Here is a 20,827-nt window from a genome sequence, read left to right as displayed (position 1 = left end):
CCGGGTCGGGGCACTGGGTTGAAGAAGCCGCGGATTCTGGTGAGGTGGATGGTGTGCGTGTCGTGGGACAAACCTGTCCCATAAACCTGCTGCGTACTTGTCTAGACAGGGGGAGGACTTGCGGGTCGAGCGCCGGGCCGCTCCCTAGCCGGCCCGCGTTGGGCGATGTGCTTGCCGGTCAATCCGGCAAGCATCGCCGTCTCCTCGGGAGACCGACCAAGGTACTCCTTGGGCGAGAGGTCTCAGGCCGCGAGCAACTGTCTCAACACGAACGGCAGGATGCCGCCGTGGTAGTAGTAGTCCACCTCGATGGCCGTGTCGATGCGCAGCGTCAGCGGTACCTGCCTGACCGATCCGTCGGCGTAGGTGATCGTCATCGCCGCGTCGCCTTGCGGCTTGATCACCTCGGCCAGGCCGATGTCTATCGTCTCCGCGCCTGTCAGGCCCAGCGACTCCCAGCTCGTGCCGGCCTTGAACTGCAGCGGCAGCACACCCATGCCGATCAGGTTGCTGCGGTGGATGCGCTCGAAGCTTTTGGCGATGACGGCCTTGATGCCCAGCAGTTGAGTTCCCTTCGCGGCCCAGTCGCGACTCGACCCGGTGCCGTATTCCTCGCCCGCGAAGATGACGGTGGGCGTGCCTTCCTGGATATAGGCCATGGCGGCGTCGTAGATGGTGGTCTGCTGGCCGCCCTTCAGCGTGTAGCCGCCTTCCTCGCGCGAGCCGTCGGGCCGGGCGGGCAGCATCAGGTTCTTCACGCGCACATTGGCGAAGGTGCCGCGCATCATCACGTCATGGTTGCCGCGGCGCGCGCCGTAGGAATTGAAGTCGGCCTTGGCCACGCCGTTGGCCGTCAGGAACTGGCCGGCCGGCGTCGTCTCCTTGAAGGAGCCGGCCGGGCTGATGTGGTCGGTGGTGATCGAATCGCCGAACAGCGCCATGACCTTGGCGCCCTTGACGCCCGACACCAGCGCCGGTGGGACCATCGTGAAACCCTCGAAGAAGGGCGGCTGGGCGATGTAGGTGCTCTTGGGCCAGTTGTAGACCTGGCCCTTGACGCCCTTGATGGCGTCCCACAGCTTGCCGGGCTTGGTGGCGACCTGGTCGTAGTTGGCCTTGAAGGCAACGGGGTCCATCGCATGCTTCATCAGCGCGTAGATCTCGTCGCTGCTGGGCCAGATGTCGCCCAGGAAGACGGGATGGCCCTTGCTGTTGTAGCCCACGGGCTGCGTCATCAGGTCGCGGGTCACGGTACCAGCGATGGCATAGGCCACGACCAGCGGCGGGCTGGCCAGGAAGTTGGCCTTGAGGTTGGGGTGGATGCGGGCCTCGAAGTTGCGGTTGCCCGACAGCACGGCCGCACAGACGAGGTCGTTGTCCTGGATGAGCTTGTTCAGCTCGGGCGTCAGGTCGCCGGCGTTGCCGATGCAGGTCGTGCAGCCATAGGCGGCGACGTTGAAGCCGAGCTTTTCCAGATAGGGCAGCAGKCCKGCCTTCTCSAGGTAYTCGGTGACGATGCGCGAGCCMGGCGCGAGSGAMGTCTTGATGTGCGGCGCCACCGTGAGGCCGGCTTCCACCGCCTTCTTGGCCAGCAGGCCCGCGGCCAGCAGCACGCTGGGGTTGCTGGTGTTGGTGCAGGAGGTGATGGCAGCGATCAGCACGTCGCCGTTCTTCACCGGCAGGCCGGATTCGGTGACGAAGTTCTGCGCCAGCTTGTCCGCGGGCTGGTTGAAACCGTTCTCGGCGGTGGGCTTGCTGAAGAGCTGCGCGAAGGTGGAGGCGAGATTCGTGATCTCGATGCGGTCCTGCGGGCGCTTGGGGCCGGCCAGGCTGGGCGCCACGGTGCCCAGGTCCAGCGAGACCACCGAGGTGAAGTCGATGTCGCCCGCCTTGGGCACGCCGAACATGCCTTGAGCCCGCCAATAGGCCTCGAAGGCCTCGATCTCGGCGGCGGTGCGGCCGGTGCCCTTGAAGTAGTCGACGGTCTTCTCGTCGACCGGGAAGAAGCCCATGGTGGCGCCGTAYTCGGGCGCCATGTTGSCRATSGTSGCGCGGTCSGGCAGGGCCAGCGTGCGGGTGCCTTCGCCGAARAAYTCGACRAACTTGCCGACGACCTTGTGCTTGCGCAGGATCTCGGTGACGGTGAGCACCAGGTCGGTGGCTGTSACGCCYTCRCGCAGKYGGCCSGTCAGCTCRAAGCCSAYCACGTCGGGCGTSAGGAAGTAGACCGGCTGGCCCAGCATGSCRGCCTCGGCCTCGATGCCGCCSMMGCCCCAGSCSACSACGCCGATGCCGTTGATCATGGTSGTGTGGCTGTCGGTGCCGACGAGACTGTCCGGGTAGAAGACGCCGTCCTTGCCCTTGTGCACGCCGCGCGCCAGGTAYTCGAGGTTGACCTGGTGGACGATGCCGAAGCCGGGCGGTACGACGCCGAAGGTGTCGAAAGCCTGCATGCCCCACTTCATGAACTCGTAGCGCTCGCGGTTGCGCTSGAACTCCAGCTTCATGTTCAGGTCCAGCGCCTTCTTGGTGCCGTAGTAGTCGATCATGACCGAGTGGTCGACGACGAGGTCCACCGGCACCAGCGGTTCGATGGCTTTGGGGTTCTTGCCCATCGCGGCGGCCACGTTGCGCATGGCGGCCAGGTCGGCCAGCAAGGGCACGCCGGTGAAGTCCTGCAGCACCACGCGAGCGACGACGAAGGGGATCTCATCGACGCGGGCGGCATTGGGCTTCCAGTTGGCCAGTTGCTCGACATGCTCGGCCGTCACTTTCTTGCCGTCGCAGTTGCGCAGCACGCTTTCCAGCACGATGCGCATCGAGATCGGCATGCGCGCCACGTTCGGGTAGGCCTCGGCCAGCTTGGGCAGGGAGAAAAACTGCCCGGACTTGCCTGCGGCGAGCTTGAACTTGGCCTGGGTGTTTGCAAACGCGTGGGCCGCGGGTTTCGGCATGGTTACTCCTATAGGATGACTGGGGTCTATTGGCCTGTGAGTCGTCCCCGCGTGAGGTCCCGCTCAGGGCCAAATCTAGGCGCAAGGCGCAGTCGGGTTGGTGACCCGGCGAGCACTTGCAACAACGAGTTGGCCCTGAGCGGGACCTCACCCTTCGGGCTGGGGTGGCCAAGGGCGCAGCGCGTTGTTGCAGCCCTTGCCCAGGCGGCCAGCCTGGGCGGCGGACTGCGCCTAGCTCTGCACCCTTGGCCACCCCAGCGCGGGGACGATTCACAGGTCAATAGACCCTAACCATTCTGGCGAGCTTGTCGTGACTTGTGTGAATCCCGTCGTTAAGACCCGGTAATGACCGCCTTGTCCGCTCGTCCCCGTCTGTTTGCGCTGACCTGGCCGATGCTGCTGGAGCTGCTGCTGGGCATCGGCATCGGCATCATCGGCACCGGCCTGGCCGCCCGGCTGTCCGACAACAGCGGCGCCGCCTTCGGCCTGGCCAACCAGGTGTTCGCCGCGGTCTTTGTATTGTTCCGTGTCATCGGTGCCGGTGTCAGCGTGGCTGTCACCCAGGCCCTGGGTGCGGGCCGGCGCGACCAGGCCGATGCGGTGGCCCGCGCCGTGGTCGGCGCCAGCACCTGGCTGGGCGTGGGCGGGGCCGTGGCGGCATTGATTGCGGCAGGCCCGTTGCTGACGCTGGTGAACGCGCCGCCCGAAGTGGCGCCGCTGGCCAAGACGCTGCTGCAGGCGCTGGCGCCGGCGCTGCTGCTGGACGCCTGGAACGCCAACATGTCCAGCGTCATGCGTTCGCACCTGCGCAGCCGCGAGGCGCTGGCCGTCGTCGTGCTCATCCAGGTCGTCACGCTGGTGGTGGCCCTGCTGGCCATGCCGCGCCTGGGCCTGGTGGGCTATGCGCTGGCCTGCACCTGCGGGCGCGGCATGGGCCTGATGCTGCATATCTTGCTGTGGCGCACGCGCTTGAACCTGCGGCTGCGCGCGGCCGACTGGTGGCGGCTGGTGCGCAAGCCGCTGAAGACCGTGCTGCACATCGGCATCCCCGGCGCGGCGGAGAACATCTCCTGGCGCCTGGCCTTCATGACCAGCCTGGCTGCCGTGGCCCAGCTTGGCGCCCATGCGCTGGCCACGCACGCCTATACGACGCAGTTCCTGCACGTGATCCTGATGTTCAGCCTGGCCATCAGCTTTGCGGTGGAGATCATGGTCGGCCACATGATCGGCGCGGGCAAGTTGCGTCGGGCTGACCGGCTGGTGCGGCGTTCCCTGGCGCTGGGCATTGCGCTGGCGCTGGTCGTCTCGACGGCTTTTGCGCTGGCAGGGCCCTGGCTGCTGACCCGCTTCACCTCCGACCCGGCCATCATTGCGCTGGGTTGCACGCTGCTGTGGTGGACGGTGCTCGTCGAGCCTGGGCGCAGCTTCAACCTCGTCGTCATCAACGCGCTGCGGGCCGCCGGAGACGCACGCTACCCGGTGATGGTGGGCTCGGCCTCCATGGCCATCGTGCTGGCGGGCGGCAGCTGGTTTCTCGGGGTTTACCTGGGGTGGGGCCTGGTTGGCGTGTGGATTGCTTATGCCGCTGATGAATGGATTCGCGGCCTTTTGATGTGGCGGCGTTGGGCGACACTCGGCTGGCTGCCCCATGCCCGTGCGGCTCACCGGCGGCTGCGCCACAGCCGGGCCCATTGATTCGCGTGAATCGGTATTTTCCTATCCAGTAAAACTTGAGGGATGTTTTCTACAATGCGCCCCTTCCGCCTTGCTCACCCCATGCCCATGACGACCTCTCTGCCCCGTCTTGCTGCCTTGACCCTGCTGGTCGCATCGGCCATGGCCCAGGCCCAGCAGCCCGCGGTGATCTTCGACATGGGCGGCAAGTTCGACAAATCCTTCAACCAGGCCGGCTACCAGGGCGCCGAGCAGTGGAAGAAGGAAACCGGCAAGACCTATCTCGAGTTCGAGATCAGCAACGACACCCAGCGCGTGCAGGCCATCCGCCGCATGGCCGAGCGGGGTGCCAGTCCCATCATCAGCATCGGCTTCGCCCAGGCGTCGGCCCTGCAGCAGGTGGCCAAGGACTTCCCCAAGACCCAGTTCGCCATCATCGACGCCAAGGTTGACCTGCCCAATGTGCAGTCGCTGCTGTTCAAGGAGCACGAGGGCAGCTACCTCGTCGGCGCCATGGCGGCCCTGGTCACCAAGACCAACAAGGTCGGCTTTGTCGGCGGCATGRACATCCCGCTGATCCGCAAGTTCCAGTGCGGCTACGAGCAGGGCGCCAAGGCGACGAACCCCAAGATCGAGGTGTTCGCCAACATGACGGGCACCACATCGACCGCCTGGAACGACCCGACCCGCGGCGGTGAGCTGGCCAAGAGCCAGTTCGCCAAGGGTTCGGACGTCGTCTTCGCCGCCGCCGGCGGCACAGGCGTCGGTGTATATCAAGCTGCCAAGGACGCCGGCAAGCTCGCCATCGGCGTGGACAGCAACCAGAACCACATCCAGCCCGGCACGATGCTGACCTCCATGGTCAAGCATGTGGACGTGGCCGTCTACAACGTGCTGAAGGCCTGGAAGCCCGGCGTCAGCGTGCTGGGCCTGAAGGAAGGCGGCGTCGACTATGCGCTGGACGACAACAACGCCAAGCTCATCACGCCACCGCTGAAGGCCAAGGTTGAAGCCATCAAGGCCGACATCATTGCCGGCAAGGTGAAGGTGGCCGACTACATGGCGGACAACGCTTGTAAGTTCTGAGCGGCGCGATGACGCCCGCCGTCCGCCTCCGGGCGATTTCCAAGCGCTTTGGCGCGGTCCAGGCCAACCGCGAGGTGTCCTTCGACATCGCCGCGGGCAGCGTGCATGGCCTCGTGGGCGAGAACGGCGCGGGCAAGAGCACGCTGATGGCCATCCTGTATGGCTACTACCACGCCGATTCAGGCCATATCGAGGTCAACGGCCAGCAGGTCCACATCGCCAATTCCCAGCAGGCCATTGCCCTGGGTATCGGCATGGTGCACCAGCACTTCATGCTGGTCGACACGCTGACCTGCCTGGAAAACATCATGCTGGGCGCCGAAGGGCGCTTCTTCCTGGCGCCGGCCAAGGCCGATGTGCGCAAGAAGCTGCAGGCGCTGATGCAGGAGACCGGCCTCACCGTGCAGCTCGATGCCGTGGTGGCCGACCTGCCCGTGGGCGAGTTGCAGCGCCTGGAAATTCTGAAGGCGCTGTACCGCGGCGCCAAGATCCTGATCCTGGACGAGCCGACGGCCGTGCTGACGCCGCAGGAGACCGACCAGCTTTTCGTCACGCTGCGCCGCTTGAAGGAGCGCGGCACGACGCTGATCCTCATCACGCACAAGCTGCGGGAAGTCATGAGCCTGTGCAGCGCCGTCACGGTGATGCGGGCGGGGCAGGTGGTCGAGACGCGTGCTATCTCCGAGTGGAGCGAGGAGTCGCTGGCCGAGTCCATGGTGGGCCGCAAGGTCACGCTGGGTCGCCCTGAAGGCATGGAAGTGCATGCCGGCGAAGTGCGCTTGCAAGCCTCCGGCCTGAGCCTCAAGCACGCCAACGGCGTACCCGCGCTGAAGGACGTCAGCCTGACGCTGAAGGCCGGCGAGATCGTCGGCGTGGCTGGCGTGTCGGGCAATGGCCAGAGCGAGCTGCTGGAAGTTCTGTCCGGCCTGCGGTCGCCCGAGGGTGGTCGCCTGGAGCTCGGCGGCGCGAGCTTCACGCCCGAGGCCTGGTTGGACACGGCCCGCGCCCGTCCGCTGCGCCTGGCGCATGTGCCGGAGGATCGCCACGCCGTCGGCCTCGTCATGAGCTTCCCAGCCTGGGAGTCGGCCGTGCTGGGCTACCAGAATCTGCCCAAATACCGCAAAGGCGCGGCGATGAACCACGCCGCGATGCGCGATGCGACGCGTGCCATGCAAGAACGCTTCGACGTGCGCCCGCGCGACGAGAACCTGGGCTCGTCCAAGTTTTCCGGCGGCAACCAGCAAAAGCTCATCCTGGCGCGCGAGATCGGCGAGCAGCCGACCGTGCTGCTGGTGGGCCAGCCCACCCGTGGCGTCGACATCGGCGCCATCGAATTCATCCACGGCCAGCTGCGCGCCCTGCGCGATGCCGGCTGCGCGGTGCTGCTGGTCAGCAGCGAGCTGGACGAGATCCTGGCCCTGGCCGACCGCGTGATCGTCATGAACTGCGGTCGCATTACCGGCGAGCTGGCGATTGAAGACTGCGACGAAAAACGTTTGGGCCTGCTGATGGCCGCACAAGAAGAACGAGCTGCCGCATGAGCCAGCCTTTGACTCTCCCCCGCTGGATCGACATCGGCCTGCTGCCGCTTTGGAACCTGGCCATCGCCCTGGTCGTGGCCGGGCTGGTCGTCCTGGTCATCGGCCACAGCCCCTGGCAGGCGCTGACCGTGCTGCTCAACGGCGCCCTGGGCAGCGTGCGCGGCCTGGGCTACTCGCTCTACTACGCGACGACCTTCATCTTCACCGGCCTGGCGGTCGCGGTCGCCATCCACGCCGGCCTGTTCAACATCGGCGGCGAGGGCCAGGCGACGCTGGGCGGCGTGGGCGTGGCCCTGGTTGCGCTGTGGCTGGGCGCCAAGCTGCCGGCCGTCGTCATGCTGCCGCTGCTGGTCATCGCCGCGGCCTTCTTCGGCATGCTGTGGGCGGCGCTGCCCGCGTATCTGCAGGCCTGGCGCGGCAGCCACATCGTCATCACGACGATCATGTTCAACTTTCTCGCTGCGGCGCTGAACGGTTATCTGCTAGTGAACTGGCTGCGCCCGGCCGGCAGCATGTCCGTCGAGTCGGCCGAGTTCAGCGAATCCGCTCGCATGCCGGCCCTGCACCAGATGGCCGCCGCGCTGGGCTATGAGCTGCCGTCTTCGCCGCTCAACCTCAGCCTTGTCATCGCGCTGATCGCCTGCGTCTTCGTCGGCTGGTTCCTGTGGAAGAGCGCCGCCGGCTACGCGGTCCGCTCAGTCGGCAGCGCACCGCGCGCGGCCCACTACGCTGGCATCCGCCCGCGCGCCCAGGTGCTGATCGCGATGGCGATTTCCGGTGCGCTGGCCGGCATGGTTGGCATCAACGAGATTTCGGGCGTGCAGGGCAAGCTGACGCTGGACTTCGTCGCCGGCGCCGGCTTCACCGGCATCGCCGTGTCGCTGATGGGCCGCAACCATCCGGTCGGCATCGTGCTGGCCTCGCTGCTGTTCGGCGTGCTCTACCAGGGCGGCGTCGAGGTCTCGTTCGAGCTGCAAGGCTTCAGCCGCGAGATGGTGGTCACGGCGCAGGGCCTGATCGTGCTGTTCTCGGGCGCGATGGCCACGGTCAGCGCGCCGCTGTTTGCGCGCCTCTACGGCATGGTGAAGGGAGGCCGCTGATGGATGAAGTCCTGATTGCCTCGGTGCTGGCGTCCACGTTGCGCGTCAGCGCGCCGCTGCTGCTGTGCGCGATGGCGGGCGTGCTGTCCGAGCGCGCCGGCGTCGTCGACCTGGGCCTGGAAGGCAAGATGCTGTTCGCCGCCTTCGCGGCCGCGGCCGCCGCCTCGGTCACGCATTCGACGGCCTATGGCGTGATGGCCGCCATTGCCGTCGCCTGTATTGCCTCGCTGTTGCATGGCTTTGCCTGTGTGACCAACCGTGGCGATCAAGTCGTCTCCGGCGTCGCGCTGAACATGATTGCCGCCGGCCTTACCGTCGTGCTCGGCATCGCTTGGTTCCAGCAAGGTGGCCAGACGCCGCCCATCGAGCCCGACGTGCGCCTGACCGCCCTCGCCAAGGGCTTTGCCGAGCCGCAGCCGGGCAACTGGTTTGCCTCCGTCTTCGGCCACGGCCTGCTGAGCCACAACGTGCTGGTCTACGTCGCCTTCCTGATGGTTGCTGCGGTCTGGTTCTTTCTGGAGCGCACCCGACCGGGCCTGCGCCTGCGCGCCGTGGGCGAGAACCCGGCCATGGTGGAAGCGGCCGGCATGTCCGTGCAAGGCCTGCGGTACCAGGCGCTGCTGATGAATGGCGTGCTCTGCGGCCTGGCCGGCTCCTACCTGACGCTGGCGCAGAACGCGTCCTTCTCGCCCAACATGACCGCCGGCCGCGGCTTCATTGCGCTGGCGGCGATGATCTTCGGCAAGTGGAAGCCGCTGCCGACGATGGCGGCCTGCCTGCTGTTCGGCTTCCTGGATGCCGTGGCGATCCGCATGCAGGGCGTGCAGTTGCCTGGCATCGGCGAAGTACCCGTGCAGCTGATCCAGGCTTTGCCCTATATCTTGACGGTCGTGCTGTTGGCTGGCTTCATTGGTTCTGCCATCGCCCCCAAGGCGCTGGGCAAGCCCTACGTGAAGGAGCGCTGAAATGGAATTGACCCAGGACCTGCTGAACCGCCTGCTCGCCGAATCGCTGCGCGCCCGCGAGTTCTCGCATTCGCCGTATTCGAAATACAAGGTCGGCGCGGCCATCCTCGACGAGCAAGGCCGCATCCACATCGGCGCCAACATGGAGAACGCGTCCTACCCCCAGGGCTGGTGCGCGGAACCTTCGGCGCTGACGGCCATGATCATGGCCGGCGGCAAGCAGGCCCGGGCCGTCCTCGTGACCGGCCCCGGCCCCGATGTCATCACCCCCTGCGGTGGCTGCCGCCAGAAGCTGCGGGAGTTCTCCGTTCCCGAAGAGCTCATCGTCATTGCCGGCGATCCTGGCGGCATCCGCCAACGCTGGACCCTGGCCGAATTGCTGCCCCACAGCTTCGGGCCCAGTCACTTGCACATCTGAGGTTTTCCCATGATCGACAACAAAACCCTCGACGTCGCCATCTCCGCGAACGTCGAGAAGCTGCAATCCCTGTTTGGCGACGCCCCTGAAGTCGCCGTCGTGCTCGGCTCCGGCTGGGCCGGCGCGGTCAGCCATGTGCAGGATGCCAAGAACCTGCCCTATACCGAGCTGCCGGCCTTCCCGCAGCCCAAGGTCGAGGGCCATGTCAACGAGATCGTCGTCGGCAATATCGGCAAGCAGCGCGTCATCTTCCTGCGCGGCCGCGCCCACACCTATGAGAGCGGCGACTGCACCGGCATGGCGGGCGCGTTGCGCACCCTCAAGCGCTGGGGCGTGAAGCTGCTGGTGCAGACCAATGCCTCCGGCTCGCTGCGCGGCCACATGCCGCCCGGCAGCCTGATGCTGATTGCCGATCACATCAACGCACCGCAGCGCAGCCCGCTGGTGGGCGAGCAGGGCAGCCATCGCTTTGTCGACATGGTCAATGCCTACGACGCCGACCTGCGCAAGCACGCGCTCGCCTTGGCCAAGCGCGAGAACCTGATGCTGGGCGAGGGCACGTACTGCTGGGCCCTGGGCCCACAGTTCGAGACGGCCGCCGAGATCCGCATGTTTGCGGCCTGGGGTGCTGACGCAGTGGGCATGAGCACCGTGCCTGAGACCATCCTGGCCCGCCACGCCGGCCTCAAGGTGATGGGCATCGCGCTGATGACCAACATGGCGGCTGGCCTGTCCGCTGAGGCGCTGACGCATGATCTGACGCTGAAGCAGGCGCAGCTCTCTGGCGAACGCGCCGCGAGCTTTCTGGCGGCCCTCATTGCGAGCTTTGCCGAGCTGACGCTATGACGGCCGATCTGAAGGCCGCGGCCCGTACGGCGCTGGCCTGCCTGGATCTGACCAGCCTGAACGACGCCGACACCGCCGCCGACATCGACGCGCTGTGCCGCCGTGCGCAGTCGCCGCATGGCCCCGTGGCTGCTGTCTGCGTCTGGCCGCGTTTCGTTGCCCAAGCGCGCGCCGCCTTGCCGGCATCCATCAAGGTCGCGGCGGTTGCAAACTTTCCCGATGGCGCTTTGGACCAGGCTCGCGCGCTGGCTGATGTCACGGAGATTGCGCAGGCGGGCGGAGATGAGGTCGACGTCGTGCTGCCCTGGCGCGCGCTGATTGCCGGTGACAGCACCGAGGTGAGCGAGTTTCTTTCCGAGGTCCGCTTCGCCAGCCGGCCGCTGACGCTCAAGGTCATCATCGAATCCGGCGAACTGGCCACGCCCGAGCGCATCGCCCAGGCCACGCGCCTGGCGCTGGCGGCCGGTGCCGACTTCGTCAAGACGAGCACCGGCAAGACCCCAGTCGGCGCCACGCCGGCCGCGGCGGCCGTGATGCTGAAGGAGATCGCCGCGAGCGGCCTGTCCGCCGCCGGCTTCAAGGCCTCGGGCGGCGTGCGCTCGGTGGCCGACGCCGCGGGCTATATCGCCCAGGCCGAAGCCGCCCTGGGCGCTGCCGCTCTCAACCCGCAACGCCTGCGCTTTGGCGCCAGCGGCCTGCTCACCGACATCGAAGCCGTGCTCTCCGGCGCTCAATCCGCCGCTGTCACCGCGGCCTACTGACCATGCTTGCTCAAGAAATCATCCGCGCCAAGCGCGACGGCCAGGCGCTCAACGAAGCGCAGATCAACCATTTCGTCCGCGGCCTCGTCGACAACTCCTGGAGCGAAGGCCAGGTGGCCGCCCTCGGCATGGCCGTGTTCCTCAAGGGCATGGGCCGCGACGAAGCCGTGCTGCTGACCCGCGCGATGATGAACTCCGGCCGCGTCATGCGCTGGCCCGACATGCCCGGCCCCGTGCTGGACAAGCACAGCAGCGGCGGCGTGGGCGACAAGGTCAGCCTGATGCTGGCGCCCATGGTGGCGGCCTGCGGCGGCTATGTGCCGATGATTGCCGGCAGGGGCCTGGGCCACACCGGCGGCACGGTCGACAAGCTGGAGGCCATTCCCGGCTACACGACGACACCCGACCCGGCCCGGTTCGACCAGATCGTGCGCTCGCTGGGTTGCGCCATCATTGGCCAGACGGCCGACCTCGCCCCCGCCGACAAGCGCTTCTACGCGACGCGCGACGTGACGGCCACTGTCGAGAGCGTGCCGCTGATCACCGCCAGCATCCTGTCCAAGAAGCTGGCTGCCGGCCTCGAAGGCCTGGCCATGGACATCAAGTGCGGCAACGGTGCCTTCGCGTCCACGCCCGAGTTCGCCAAGGAGCTGGCCGAGAGCATCGTCGCGGTCGCCGGTGGCGCGGGCCTGAAGACGCGTGCGCTGATCACCGACATGAACCAGATCCTGGGCAGCGATGTCGGCAACTCGCTCGAAGTGATCGAGACCATCCGCTACCTGAAGGGCGAGGCCCGCGAGCCGCGCCTGCACGAAGTGACGCTGGCGCTGTGCGCCGAGATGCTGGTGCTGGGCGGCCTGGCTGCCAACACCGCTGGCGCTCGCGTCAAGCTGCAGGCTGCGCTGGACTCCGGCGCCGCTGCCGAGAAGTTCGCCAAGATGGTGGTTGCCCTGGGCGGCCCGGCGGACCTGATGGAGCGGCCCGAGGCTTATCTGACCGCCGCGCCCGTCGTGAAGCCTGTCCGCGCATTGCGCGCCGGCGTCATCACGACGATGTCGACCCGCGACCTGGGCGTGGCCATCGTCGAACTCGGCGGCGGTCGGCGCAAGGCCGGTGACGCCATCGACATGCGTGTCGGCTTCTCGGAAGTGAAGCCGCTGGGCACCCGCGTCGCCGCCGGCGAGCCGCTGGCGCTGGTCCACGCCGCGGACGACGCGGCGGCTGAGCGTGCCATCGCGTCCTATCTGGCCGCGTGCACGCTGGGCGACGCCGACATCGCCGCCACGCCCATGGTGATGGCTGAGGTCGGCTGATGGAAGAAAAAGAGGACCCGCCGCGCCGGGCGATCAAGAGCTTCGTCACGCGTGCCGGCCGCATGGGCACGGGCCAGATCAAGGCCCTGGCCGAACTGGGCCCGAAGTTCGTCCTGCCCTACAAGCCCGAACGCCTGGACGCTGAAGCCATCTTCGGCCGCAAAGCCCCGCTGGTGCTGGAGATCGGCTTCGGCATGGGCGGCGCGACGGCCGACATTGCGGGCACGCTGCCCGACCATGACTTCATCGGCTGCGAGGTGCATGAGCCGGGTGTCGGCGCTCTGCTCAAGCTCATCGATGAGAAGCAGCTCACCAACATCCGCATCGTCCAGCACGATGCCGTGGAGGTGCTGCGCGACATGATCGGCCCAGACCTGCTGGCGGGCGTGCACATCTTCTTCCCCGACCCCTGGCACAAGAAGCGTCACAACAAGCGGCGGCTGATCCAGCCGGAGTTCGTTGCCAAGTTGATCCAGCACATCGCGCCAAGCGGTTATCTGCACTGCGCGACCGACTGGCAGCCGTACGCTGAGCAGATGCTTGAAGTGCTGTCGGCCGAGCCCCAGCTCCTGAACACCGCGGCCGGCTATGCTGACAAGCCCGCCTACCGCCCGCTGACCAAGTTCGAGAACCGCGGCATCAAGCTCGGACATGGCGTGTGGGATCTGGTGTTCAGGAAGCGTTGATGACATCACCACTGCAAGGCAAGCACGTCCTGCTCGCCATGACCGGCGGCATCGCCGGCTACAAGATCGCGGAGCTGACGCGCCTGTTCGTGAAGGGCGGCGCGACGGCGCAGGTCATGATGACCGAGGCCGCCGAGCAGTTCATCACCGCGGTGACCATGCAGGCCCTGTCCGGCCGGCCGGTCTACACCAGCCAGTGGGATGCGCGTCCCGACAACAACATGGCCCATATCAACCTCAGCCGCGAGGCCGATGTGATGCTGGTGGCGCCTGCGAGTGCCGATGCCATCGCCGCGCTGGCGCAGGGCAGGGCGGACGATCTCGTCAGCCTGACGGCGCTGGCCCGCCGCATCGCTGAGTGCCCGCTGCTGGTCGTGCCGGCGATGAACCGAGAGATGTGGGCTCACCCCGCCACACAGCGCAATGTCGCGCAGCTCAAGGCCGACGGCGCGACCGTCATCGGCCCCGCCAACGGCGACCAGGCCTGCGGCGAGATCGGCGACGGCCGCATGCTGGAGGCGCAAGAGATCTTCGACGACGTCGAGGCCTTCCTCGCGCCCAAGACGCTGCTGGGCAAGAAGCTGCTGATCACGGCCGGCCCGACCTTCGAGCCCATCGACCCGGTGCGCGGCATCACCAACCACAGCAGCGGCAAGATGGGTTTCGCCATCGCCCGCGCTGCGGCCGAGGCCGGCGCCGAGGTCACGCTGGTGGCGGGCCCAGTGCACCTGGCGACACCGCGCGGCGTGCAGCGCATCGACGTACAGAGTGCGCAGCAGATGTTCGACGCCGTGCTGCCGCTAGCCACCCACCAGCATGCTTTCATAGCGACGGCAGCGGTGGCTGACTGGCGCCCCGCCCAGGCGCACGAACACAAGCTGAAGAAAGCCGAGGGCGGTGCGACCGCGCCGACCATCGCGATGGCCGAGAACCCGGACATCCTCGCCGCGGTTGCCAAGCTGCACATGCCCCCTTTCTGCGTCGGCTTCGCCGCCGAAAGCGAGAAGCTCGCAGAACACGCCGACGCCAAGCGCCGCCGCAAGGGCATCCCGCTCATCGTCGCCAACCTCGGCCCCGCCACCTTCGGCCGTGACGACAACGCGCTGCTGCTCATCGACGAGCAGGGCCAGCGCGAACTGCCCCGGGCCGACAAGCTCAGCCTGGCGCGCGAGCTGATGACCGAACTTTCCAAAAGACTCTGATGACCCCGATTGATTTGCAAGTGCTCGACGCCCGCATGGCCGAGCAGATCCCCGCTTACGCCACGCCCGGCAGCGCCGGCCTCGACCTTCGCGCCTGCCTGAGTGAGCCCATCACGCTCGCTCCCGGCCAGACGACGCTGATCCCTACGGGTCTGGCCATCCATATCGCCGACCCGGGCCTGGCGGCCATCATCCTGCCGCGCTCGGGTCTGGGCCACAAACACGGCATCGTGCTGGGCAACCTGGTCGGTCTGATCGACAGCGATTACCAGGGCCAGCTCATGGTCAGCTGCTGGAATCGCGGCCAGACGGAGTTCGTCATCCAGCCCTTCGAGCGCATCGCCCAACTGGTCATCGTGCCGGTTGTGCAGGCGACCTTCCGTCGCGTCGACAGCTTCGACTCGTCCGAACGCGGAGCAGGCGGCTTCGGCTCCACCGGCAAGGCATAAGCAGGGCGCCAAGACGCGCGCACTGAACCGTATTTCGGGCCGAGCGCCGGGCCGCTCCCTAGCCGGCCCGCAAGGCGATGTGCGTGCGGCTCGATGCCGCAAGCATCGCCGTCCCCGCGGGGGACCGACCAGACTCGCCCGCGTTCAGCGGCGCGAGGCTGGTCGAGGGGCCTCAATGCAGTTGCTCGTCCGGCGGCGCGCCGGTCTGCACCATGAAGATAGGCTCGCCAACTGAACCGGCCTCGACCTCCTGCTCGGTGGCCGCGCGCACGTCCAGCAGCGTCAGGTGCATGCGCAGGCCGATGCCGGCCAGCGGGTGATTGCCGTCGAGCACGACATGCTGAGGGTAGACCTCGGTGACGGTGTAGACCACGTCCTCGGGCATGCCTTCGGTAGCGGCGCCTTCGGGCAGGCCCTCGATCTGCAGCCCGGGCTCGACGCCGTCCGGGAACAGCCCGCGGGCTTCGAAGCAGACGAGACCGGAGTCGTAGTCGCCGAAGGCCTCCTCGGGTTGCAGTGCGAGGCTGGTCTCGAAGCCGGCCTCCTGGCCCTCCAGCGCTTCCTCGACCTTGGCAAACAGGTCGTCACCCCCCAGCAGGAATTCCATGGGCTCGGCCAGCTCGTCGATGAGCTGGCCTTGGGCATCTTCGAGTCTCCAGCGCAGGGAGACAACACAGGGGCGGGTCGCTTGCATGGGAGAGATTTTCCCACACCACCCTCGGCACAATAAGGCATGCAGATTGCCTTACCCACAGCGATGCTCGCCGGCCTGAGCCCGGAGCAGTTCATGCACAAGCACTGGCAGAAGAAGCCGCTGCTCGTGCGCCAGGCCTTCAATCCCGCGCCGTCGCCGGCTTCGCTGAAGGAGCTGGCCGCGCTGGCGGCGCGCGACGATGTCGAGTCCCGCCTCGTCACTGCCTTTGATGGCGAGTGGAAGCTCAAGCAAGGCCCCATCGCGCGCCTGCCGGCGATGAGCAAACCCGGTTGGACCCTGCTGGTGCAAGGCCTGGATCAGCATTTGGCGGAAGGGCGCGCGCTGCTCGACCTTTTTCGCTTTGTGCCCGAAGCGCGGCTGGACGACCTGATGCTGTCCGTGGCCAGCGACGGCGGAGGCGTCGGTCCGCATTTTGATTCCTACGACGTCTTCCTGATCCAACTCGCCGGACAGCGCCGCTGGCGCATCGCCGCCCAGCGCGATGCCGTGCTGCGTGACGACGTGCCTCTGAAGATCATTGCCAATTTCAAGGCCGAAGAGGAATTCGTGCTGCAGCCGGGCGACATGCTCTACCTGCCGCCAGGCTGGGCGCATGACGGCGTCGCGGTCGGCTCCGGCTGCATCACCGGCTCGGTTGGCTTTCGAGCGTCGAGCGTTGAGGGTCTGGCGGCTGAGCTGCTGCCGCGACTGCTGGACGACGTCGACAGCGCCAGCAAGCTCTACGCCGACCCACGCCAGGAGGCCACCGCCGAGCCTGCCCGGGTGCCGCCTGCTTTGCTGGATTTCGCCCGCCGCGCCGTCGAAGCCGCCGTGCAGCGGCCGCAGGCGCTGGAGCGGGCTCTGGGCGAGGCGCTGACCGAGCCCAAGGCCACCGTCTGGTTCGAGCCCGGCGAACCCCTGGCGCCGGGCCGCGATGCGGTGCTCGACCGCCGCAGCCGCATGCTCTACGACGCTGCCCATGTCTTCCTGAACGGCGAGAGCTTTCGGGCTGGCGGCCGCGACGCAGCGCTGATGCGCAGCCTGGCCGACAACCGGGTGCTGGGGGCCGCCGAGGTCGCGCGCCTGTCTCCCGACGCGCGCGAGCTGCTGGACCAATGGACCGAGGATGGCTGGGTTCAGCCACAGACGCCATGAACGCACAAACTTTTGCCGGCCGGGCCGATTTCCAGCGCCTGCTCACCGAAACCCTGGCCTGGGCGGGCGCACAGGCTTGTCGTGAGCTGCACGCCTGGGATGCAGACTTCGTCGAGTGGCCGCTGTCCGAAGCGGCGGCCCTGGCCGCCCTGACCGCCTGGGCCCGCACCGGCCGCCAGTTGCACCTGCTGGCCCTGCAGTACGACGACGTGGTACGCAGACACCCGCGCTTCGTCCGCTGGCGCCGTGACTTCGCGCATTGCGTGACGGCCCGGGCCGTCGAGCCGGAACTCAGACTCGAAGCAGCGCCGGCGAGCTTGCTGCTGGCTGTCGGGGCCGAATCGACCTTGAGCCTGCGGCTTTTCGATCGTCATCTATGGCGCGGCGAATTGAGCCTGGACCCAGCTGAGCGCCTGCGTGGCCTGGAATGGTTTGATGCCCTCGCACAACGCTCCAGCGACTCATTTGCGCCCACGACTTTGGGGCTCTGAGTGTTTGTGACGTGCAAACCCCTATAATCACGGGCTAGGCGAGGGAAGCGCTCGAGGTTTTCCGCGTCTTGTTCTGTCGGGGTCGGCCGTTAGTGTGCAAAAAGCACTGGCGCACGACCCCAAAATTATGGTGTGCACCGTCGTTTAAACGTTTGAGGACAAGTATGAATAAGTCGATCCTGTTGGCTTCCCTGCTGGCTGCTGCTGCTCTGACCGCTTGCAGCAAGAAGGAAGAACCCAAGGTTGAGGCCCCCGCGGTCGTGACCCCGGCTCCCGCCGCTTCTGAAGCTGCCTCGGCTGTTGCCGAAGCTGCCTCGGCTGCTGCCAGCGCTGTTGTCGACGCTGCTGCGTCCGCTGCTTCGAAGTAATCGCTTCGTCCCCACGGAAAGAGCCGTCGCTGCGCAAGCAGCGGCGGCTCTTTTCTTTTTCGCGACGCTTTGGCGGGTGTTACGAGCGCGATTACAAAACTTTGCCTGATGCGGTCGCGCCGCCCGGCTCAGTTCAGCACCACCCAGTCCAAACCCAGGGTTGGATGGGCAATGCGAATATCTGATTCCACCTCGCCGAGAATTTCGGCCAACGCGGCGCGCGCCAGTTCGGGCGTGTTGTTGTGTTCGCTGAGATGGGCTGCGGCCACAGTCTTCAAACCGGTATGCAGGCAGCGAGCCAGCAGATCGGCCGCCGCGGCATTCGACAGATGGCCGTGGCTGCCCAGAATGCGCTTTTTCAACGCCGGGTGATATGGCCCGGTGCGCAGCATGCCCTCGTCGTGGTTGCATTCCAGCAGCAGCGCCTGGCAGCCAGCCAGCGCTTCGGCCACGCTTGCTGGTGCGCAGCCCAGGTCGGTGACCAGTCCCAAGCGCAGCGCGCCGTCGTCCAGCACCAGTTGCAGCGGCTCATTGGCGTCATGGGGCACCGTGAACGGCCGCAACGCCATATCGCCCAGTTCCATGGCCTCGCCGCCCCTGGCGATGCGCAGCAAAGCGGGATCGAAGTCCGCGCTGCCAACCGCCCGCCAGGTGCCACGGCTCATGACCAGCGGGATGCGGTAGCGCATCGCGAAGGCGAGTGCGCAACCGATGTGGTCGCCGTGCTCGTGAGTGATGAAGACGGCGTCGACATCCTCGGGCGCGCTGCCGGCGCGGGCGAGGCGTTTGACGAGTTCGCGGACGCTGAAGCCGGCATCGACGAGCAACCGCGTGCTCGTGATGCCCTGGCTGGCCTCAATCAGGGTTGAGTTGCCTCCGCTGCCGCTGCCGAGGCTGCAAAAGCGCATCACGCGAACGCTCCTGTGAGCATTGCAGCGGGAAACGGGCGGTTCATCGAGGCAACCTGATCTTCACCGAGTGGCTCCAGCAGATCCGGCTTTGCCGGGCTGCTTGGAGCGCCCCTTGGAGGGGCCGGCGAAGCCGGTAGGGGTGGTCTTACTTCAGGTCGTCCATCAGCAACGACAGAATGCGCTTGGCGTTGTCGTCGGAAATGGCCTGACCGCGGTCGTCCAGCACACGCACCGTGCTCTTGACACCGTCTGCCTTGACCGAAACGCGATAGCGCATCGGCGCGGCAGCCTTGGCGCCGAACAGGCGCTGGAAGAAGTTGGGTTCGTCCTTGCCAGCCTGCTCGGGGTCGGCGTAGCGCAGATAGAAGAGGCCAGCAGCGCGGTCACGGTCCTCGATGGTGAAGCCATGACGGTCCAGCGACAGGCCGACACGGCGCCAGGCGCGGTCGAATCCGTCATTGACGGCAAGGCTGTCAGGCACTTCGGACAGCGGGCGGCGGGCGCGTGGGGCGTCGCCGCCGACCTTGATCGTGCTCGGCGTCGTGGCTGCGGCGGGCGAGCCCGCTTCGGCGACGATGGCCTTGGCAGCGTCTTCCTTGCCGCCGAGCTTGAGCATCAGGCGCGACAGCATCTCGGCTTCGAGATACGGGTCGGCCGGGCGGTTCTGCCAGGCGGTCGAATCACGGCCTTGGGAGGTGTAGATCTCCTGCATGCCGCGGTGGCTGATGAAGATGTCGGTGCCGCTTGTGCCTCGTTCGACACGGGTGCGGTACATGTCGCGCTCGCCGGTGGAGTACAGGCCGTCGAAGACCTTGCCGATGGTGGAGCGGATGAAGTCCTGCGGCAGCTTGGCGCGGTTCTCGCCCCAGTTGGTCTCCATGACACCGACCTCGGGCTGCTCCTTGACGACTTCAAGGCCGCGTTCCTGCCAGAAGGTGCGGATCTGCGGCCAGAGCTGCTCGGGCGAAGCCGAGGTGTGCAGCCAGCGCTCGGCGCCGCTGCGCTCGAGGCGAACATCGCCAACCGCATTGGCGGCGACGCTGCCGGAGACCAGCGACTGGGCGTTGGTCGAATTCGCGGGCTTGACCGCCGACAACGCCGAGGCGGTGATGGAGCCGCCCTGCACTTGAGCGCGGTTGTCCTTGGCCAACTGGGTCAGGTCGGGCGGGACGTCCAGACCCTGGGTCTGGCGCGAAGCGGCGCGGTAGTCGACCTTGTCCGTCGAGAACATGCTGTCGATGGTGCTGCAGCCGGCGAGGGACAGGACAAAGGCCGTGCAGGCCAGACGGGTCGCCGACGGGCGAAGCGAGCAAATCGGGGAAAGGGACGTCACGCTGGAGATCTCCGAGGGAACTGGTTGCCCGCTTGAAACGGGCAGCCGCGCATTAGACCAGAGGCTCAGAGCAGTCCGGCTTCAACCATTGCCTCGCCGACGCTGGCCTGGCCGGCAGCCGTCAGCGGCGTGATTGGCAGGCGCAGCGCACCGCCGCAGCGGCCCAGGCGCGACAGCGCCCACTTCGCCGGGCCGGGGCTGGGCTCGCAGAACAGCTGCTTGTGCAGACCGAGCAGCTTGAAATGGACCTTGCGCGCCTCGACGGCGTTGCCGTCGATGGCCAGGCGGCAAAGTTCAGCCATCAACTCCGGCGCGACATTGGCCGTCACGCTGACGTTGCCGTGGCCGCCGAGCAGCATCAGCGCGACCGCCGTGCCGTCGTCGCCCGAGTAGACGTGGAAGCCCGCCGGGGCGTGCTTGATCAGATAGGCCGCGCGCTCAATATTGCCGGAGGCTTCCTTGACGCCGAAGACGCCGGGCAGGCCGGCGCAACGCAGCGTCGTCTCAGGGGCCATATCGGCAACAGTCCGGCCAGGCACGTTGTAGAGCATCATGGGGATGTCCACGGCCTCGGCGATGGCCTTGAAGTGCTGGTAGATGCCTTCCTGCGAGGGCTTGTTGTAGTAGGGCACGACCGACAGCGTGCAGTCCGCGCCGACCTCCTTGGCATAGCGGCTCAGCTCGATGGCTTCGGCGGTGGAATTGGCGCCGGTGCCAGCCAGGATGGGGATGCGGCCCTTGGCATGCTCGACCGCGACGCGAATGATTTCGCGGTTCTCTTCCATGCTGACCGTGGGCGACTCACCGGTCGTGCCGACGACGCCGACGCAGGAGGTGCCGGACTCGACATGCCAGTCGATCAGGCGGCGCAGGGCGGGGT

20 protein-coding genes are annotated in these 20,827 nt (G+C 67.0%); 15 read left to right on the top strand and 5 right to left on the bottom strand.

What is annotated here, in order from left to right:
- Window positions 1-242 precede the first annotated feature (242 nt).
- A complete protein-coding gene (acnA, locus tag ACXJKM_RS21070) occupies window positions 243-2,954 on the bottom strand; it encodes an aconitate hydratase AcnA (protein ID WP_457354936.1) in 2,712 nt (903 codons plus the stop codon).
- Window positions 2,955-3,299: 345 nt separating this feature from the next.
- Here acnA and ACXJKM_RS21065 point away from each other — a divergent pair, with 345 nt between their 5' ends.
- The 12 genes from ACXJKM_RS21065 (at window position 3,300) to dut (ending at window position 14,995) form a co-directional block, all read left to right on the top strand.
- A complete protein-coding gene (locus ACXJKM_RS21065; RefSeq protein ID WP_457326192.1) occupies window positions 3,300-4,649 on the top strand; it encodes an MATE family efflux transporter in 1,350 nt (449 codons plus the stop codon).
- A gap of 81 nt (window positions 4,650-4,730) precedes the next feature.
- Entirely contained in the window at window positions 4,731-5,714 is a 984-nt protein-coding gene (locus tag ACXJKM_RS21060; protein ID WP_457354934.1) for a BMP family lipoprotein, read from the top strand.
- 8 nt (window positions 5,715-5,722) lie between these two features.
- Window positions 5,723-7,255: an ABC transporter ATP-binding protein gene (locus ACXJKM_RS21055; protein ID WP_457354932.1), complete on the top strand. Its 1,533-nt coding sequence runs from the start codon at window positions 5,723-5,725 to the stop codon at window positions 7,253-7,255.
- The gene (locus ACXJKM_RS21050; protein WP_457354931.1) at window positions 7,252-8,355 is read left to right on the top strand and encodes an ABC transporter permease; all 1,104 of its coding nucleotides are present in this window, start codon (window positions 7,252-7,254) and stop codon (window positions 8,353-8,355) included. Before ACXJKM_RS21055 ends, ACXJKM_RS21050 begins: the two co-directional genes overlap by 4 nt.
- Complete coding sequence (locus ACXJKM_RS21045; protein WP_457354929.1) at window positions 8,355-9,320, top strand: ABC transporter permease; 966 nt, start codon at window positions 8,355-8,357, stop codon at window positions 9,318-9,320. The genes ACXJKM_RS21050 and ACXJKM_RS21045 overlap by 1 nt, the downstream gene beginning before the upstream one ends.
- Before the next feature lies 1 nt (window position 9,321).
- Window positions 9,322-9,738 carry a cytidine deaminase gene (cdd, locus tag ACXJKM_RS21040; RefSeq protein WP_157281421.1) on the top strand — a complete coding sequence of 139 codons (417 nt, stop codon included), beginning with the start codon at window positions 9,322-9,324 and terminating at the stop codon, window positions 9,736-9,738.
- 9 nt (window positions 9,739-9,747) lie between these two features.
- On the top strand, window positions 9,748-10,584 hold the full coding sequence (locus tag ACXJKM_RS21035) for a purine-nucleoside phosphorylase (RefSeq protein ID WP_457354927.1): 837 nt from the start codon (window positions 9,748-9,750) through the stop codon (window positions 10,582-10,584).
- Window positions 10,581-11,345: a deoxyribose-phosphate aldolase gene (deoC, locus tag ACXJKM_RS21030; protein WP_056196095.1), complete on the top strand. Its 765-nt coding sequence runs from the start codon at window positions 10,581-10,583 to the stop codon at window positions 11,343-11,345. Before ACXJKM_RS21035 ends, deoC begins: the two co-directional genes overlap by 4 nt.
- Before the next feature lie 2 nt (window positions 11,346-11,347).
- Entirely contained in the window at window positions 11,348-12,658 is a 1,311-nt protein-coding gene (deoA, locus tag ACXJKM_RS21025; protein ID WP_457354925.1) for a thymidine phosphorylase, read from the top strand.
- Window positions 12,658-13,344, top strand: a complete 687-nt coding sequence (gene trmB / locus ACXJKM_RS21020; RefSeq protein ID WP_457354923.1) for a tRNA (guanosine(46)-N7)-methyltransferase TrmB — start codon at window positions 12,658-12,660, stop codon at window positions 13,342-13,344. The genes deoA and trmB overlap by 1 nt, the downstream gene beginning before the upstream one ends.
- Entirely contained in the window at window positions 13,344-14,546 is a 1,203-nt protein-coding gene (gene coaBC / locus ACXJKM_RS21015; RefSeq protein ID WP_457354921.1) for a bifunctional phosphopantothenoylcysteine decarboxylase/phosphopantothenate--cysteine ligase CoaBC, read from the top strand. Before trmB ends, coaBC begins: the two co-directional genes overlap by 1 nt.
- Window positions 14,546-14,995, top strand: coding sequence for a dUTP diphosphatase (gene dut, locus ACXJKM_RS21010; RefSeq protein ID WP_056196106.1), 450 nt, complete (start codon window positions 14,546-14,548; stop codon window positions 14,993-14,995). The genes coaBC and dut overlap by 1 nt, the downstream gene beginning before the upstream one ends.
- A 172-nt stretch (window positions 14,996-15,167) precedes the next feature.
- On the opposite strand, the gene ACXJKM_RS21005 is transcribed toward dut, so the two are convergent.
- Window positions 15,168-15,689: an FKBP-type peptidyl-prolyl cis-trans isomerase gene (locus tag ACXJKM_RS21005; protein WP_457354919.1), complete on the bottom strand. Its 522-nt coding sequence runs from the start codon at window positions 15,687-15,689 to the stop codon at window positions 15,168-15,170.
- Window positions 15,690-15,728: 39 nt separating this feature from the next.
- Between ACXJKM_RS21005 and ACXJKM_RS21000 the strand changes: the two genes are divergently transcribed.
- The 3 genes from ACXJKM_RS21000 to ACXJKM_RS20990 all read left to right on the top strand — a co-directional run bounded on the left by ACXJKM_RS21000 (window position 15,729) and on the right by ACXJKM_RS20990 (window position 17,703).
- Window positions 15,729-16,844: a JmjC domain-containing protein gene (locus tag ACXJKM_RS21000; protein WP_457325208.1), complete on the top strand. Its 1,116-nt coding sequence runs from the start codon at window positions 15,729-15,731 to the stop codon at window positions 16,842-16,844.
- Entirely contained in the window at window positions 16,841-17,335 is a 495-nt protein-coding gene (locus tag ACXJKM_RS20995; protein ID WP_457354917.1) for a hypothetical protein, read from the top strand. The genes ACXJKM_RS21000 and ACXJKM_RS20995 overlap by 4 nt, the downstream gene beginning before the upstream one ends.
- Window positions 17,336-17,499: 164 nt before the next feature.
- The gene (locus ACXJKM_RS20990) at window positions 17,500-17,703 is read left to right on the top strand and encodes a hypothetical protein (RefSeq protein ID WP_082532587.1); all 204 of its coding nucleotides are present in this window, start codon (window positions 17,500-17,502) and stop codon (window positions 17,701-17,703) included.
- A gap of 128 nt (window positions 17,704-17,831) precedes the next feature.
- Here the strand turns inward: ACXJKM_RS20990 and ACXJKM_RS20985 are convergent, their stop codons facing one another.
- The 3 genes from ACXJKM_RS20985 to dapA all read right to left on the bottom strand — a co-directional run.
- Entirely contained in the window at window positions 17,832-18,611 is a 780-nt protein-coding gene (locus tag ACXJKM_RS20985) for an MBL fold metallo-hydrolase (protein ID WP_457354916.1), read from the bottom strand.
- A gap of 148 nt (window positions 18,612-18,759) precedes the next feature.
- Window positions 18,760-19,947 (bottom strand): outer membrane protein assembly factor BamC, encoded by a 1,188-nt coding sequence (gene bamC, locus ACXJKM_RS20980; RefSeq protein WP_235531938.1) that lies wholly within the window; start codon window positions 19,945-19,947, stop codon window positions 18,760-18,762.
- A 65-nt stretch (window positions 19,948-20,012) separates the two neighbouring features.
- A partial coding sequence (gene dapA, locus ACXJKM_RS20975) for a 4-hydroxy-tetrahydrodipicolinate synthase (protein WP_457354914.1) occupies window positions 20,013-20,827 on the bottom strand: 815 nt, incomplete at its 5' end.

The sequence above is a fragment of the Roseateles sp. P5_D6 genome, from assembly GCF_054049415.1.
The sequence above is the reverse complement of the archived record's forward strand: the minus strand, read 5'-3'. Positions and strand labels throughout refer to the sequence as shown.

What these genes read in the sequence shown, in the direction of transcription:
- ACXJKM_RS21065 (WP_457326192.1), top strand. Translation starts at nt 3,300, where the DNA reads ATGACCGCCTTGTCCGCTCGTCCCCGTCTGTTTGCGCTGACCTGGCCG.
- ACXJKM_RS21055 (WP_457354932.1), top strand. Translation starts at nt 5,723, where the DNA reads ATGACGCCCGCCGTCCGCCTCCGGGCGATTTCCAAGCGCTTTGGCGCG.
- ACXJKM_RS21050 (WP_457354931.1), top strand. Translation starts at nt 7,252, where the DNA reads ATGAGCCAGCCTTTGACTCTCCCCCGCTGGATCGACATCGGCCTGCTG.
- ACXJKM_RS21045 (WP_457354929.1), top strand. Translation starts at nt 8,355, where the DNA reads ATGGATGAAGTCCTGATTGCCTCGGTGCTGGCGTCCACGTTGCGCGTC.
- cdd (WP_157281421.1), top strand. Translation starts at nt 9,322, where the DNA reads ATGGAATTGACCCAGGACCTGCTGAACCGCCTGCTCGCCGAATCGCTG.
- ACXJKM_RS21035 (WP_457354927.1), top strand. Translation starts at nt 9,748, where the DNA reads ATGATCGACAACAAAACCCTCGACGTCGCCATCTCCGCGAACGTCGAG.
- deoC (WP_056196095.1), top strand. Translation starts at nt 10,581, where the DNA reads ATGACGGCCGATCTGAAGGCCGCGGCCCGTACGGCGCTGGCCTGCCTG.
- deoA (WP_457354925.1), top strand. Translation starts at nt 11,348, where the DNA reads ATGCTTGCTCAAGAAATCATCCGCGCCAAGCGCGACGGCCAGGCGCTC.
- trmB (WP_457354923.1), top strand. Translation starts at nt 12,658, where the DNA reads ATGGAAGAAAAAGAGGACCCGCCGCGCCGGGCGATCAAGAGCTTCGTC.
- coaBC (WP_457354921.1), top strand. Translation starts at nt 13,344, where the DNA reads ATGACATCACCACTGCAAGGCAAGCACGTCCTGCTCGCCATGACCGGC.
- dut (WP_056196106.1), top strand. Translation starts at nt 14,546, where the DNA reads ATGACCCCGATTGATTTGCAAGTGCTCGACGCCCGCATGGCCGAGCAG.
- ACXJKM_RS21005 (WP_457354919.1), bottom strand. Translation starts at nt 15,689, where the DNA reads ATGCAAGCGACCCGCCCCTGTGTTGTCTCCCTGCGCTGGAGACTCGAA.
- ACXJKM_RS21000 (WP_457325208.1), top strand. Translation starts at nt 15,729, where the DNA reads ATGCAGATTGCCTTACCCACAGCGATGCTCGCCGGCCTGAGCCCGGAG.
- ACXJKM_RS20995 (WP_457354917.1), top strand. Translation starts at nt 16,841, where the DNA reads ATGAACGCACAAACTTTTGCCGGCCGGGCCGATTTCCAGCGCCTGCTC.
- ACXJKM_RS20990 (WP_082532587.1), top strand. Translation starts at nt 17,500, where the DNA reads ATGAATAAGTCGATCCTGTTGGCTTCCCTGCTGGCTGCTGCTGCTCTG.
- ACXJKM_RS20985 (WP_457354916.1), bottom strand. Translation starts at nt 18,611, where the DNA reads ATGCGCTTTTGCAGCCTCGGCAGCGGCAGCGGAGGCAACTCAACCCTG.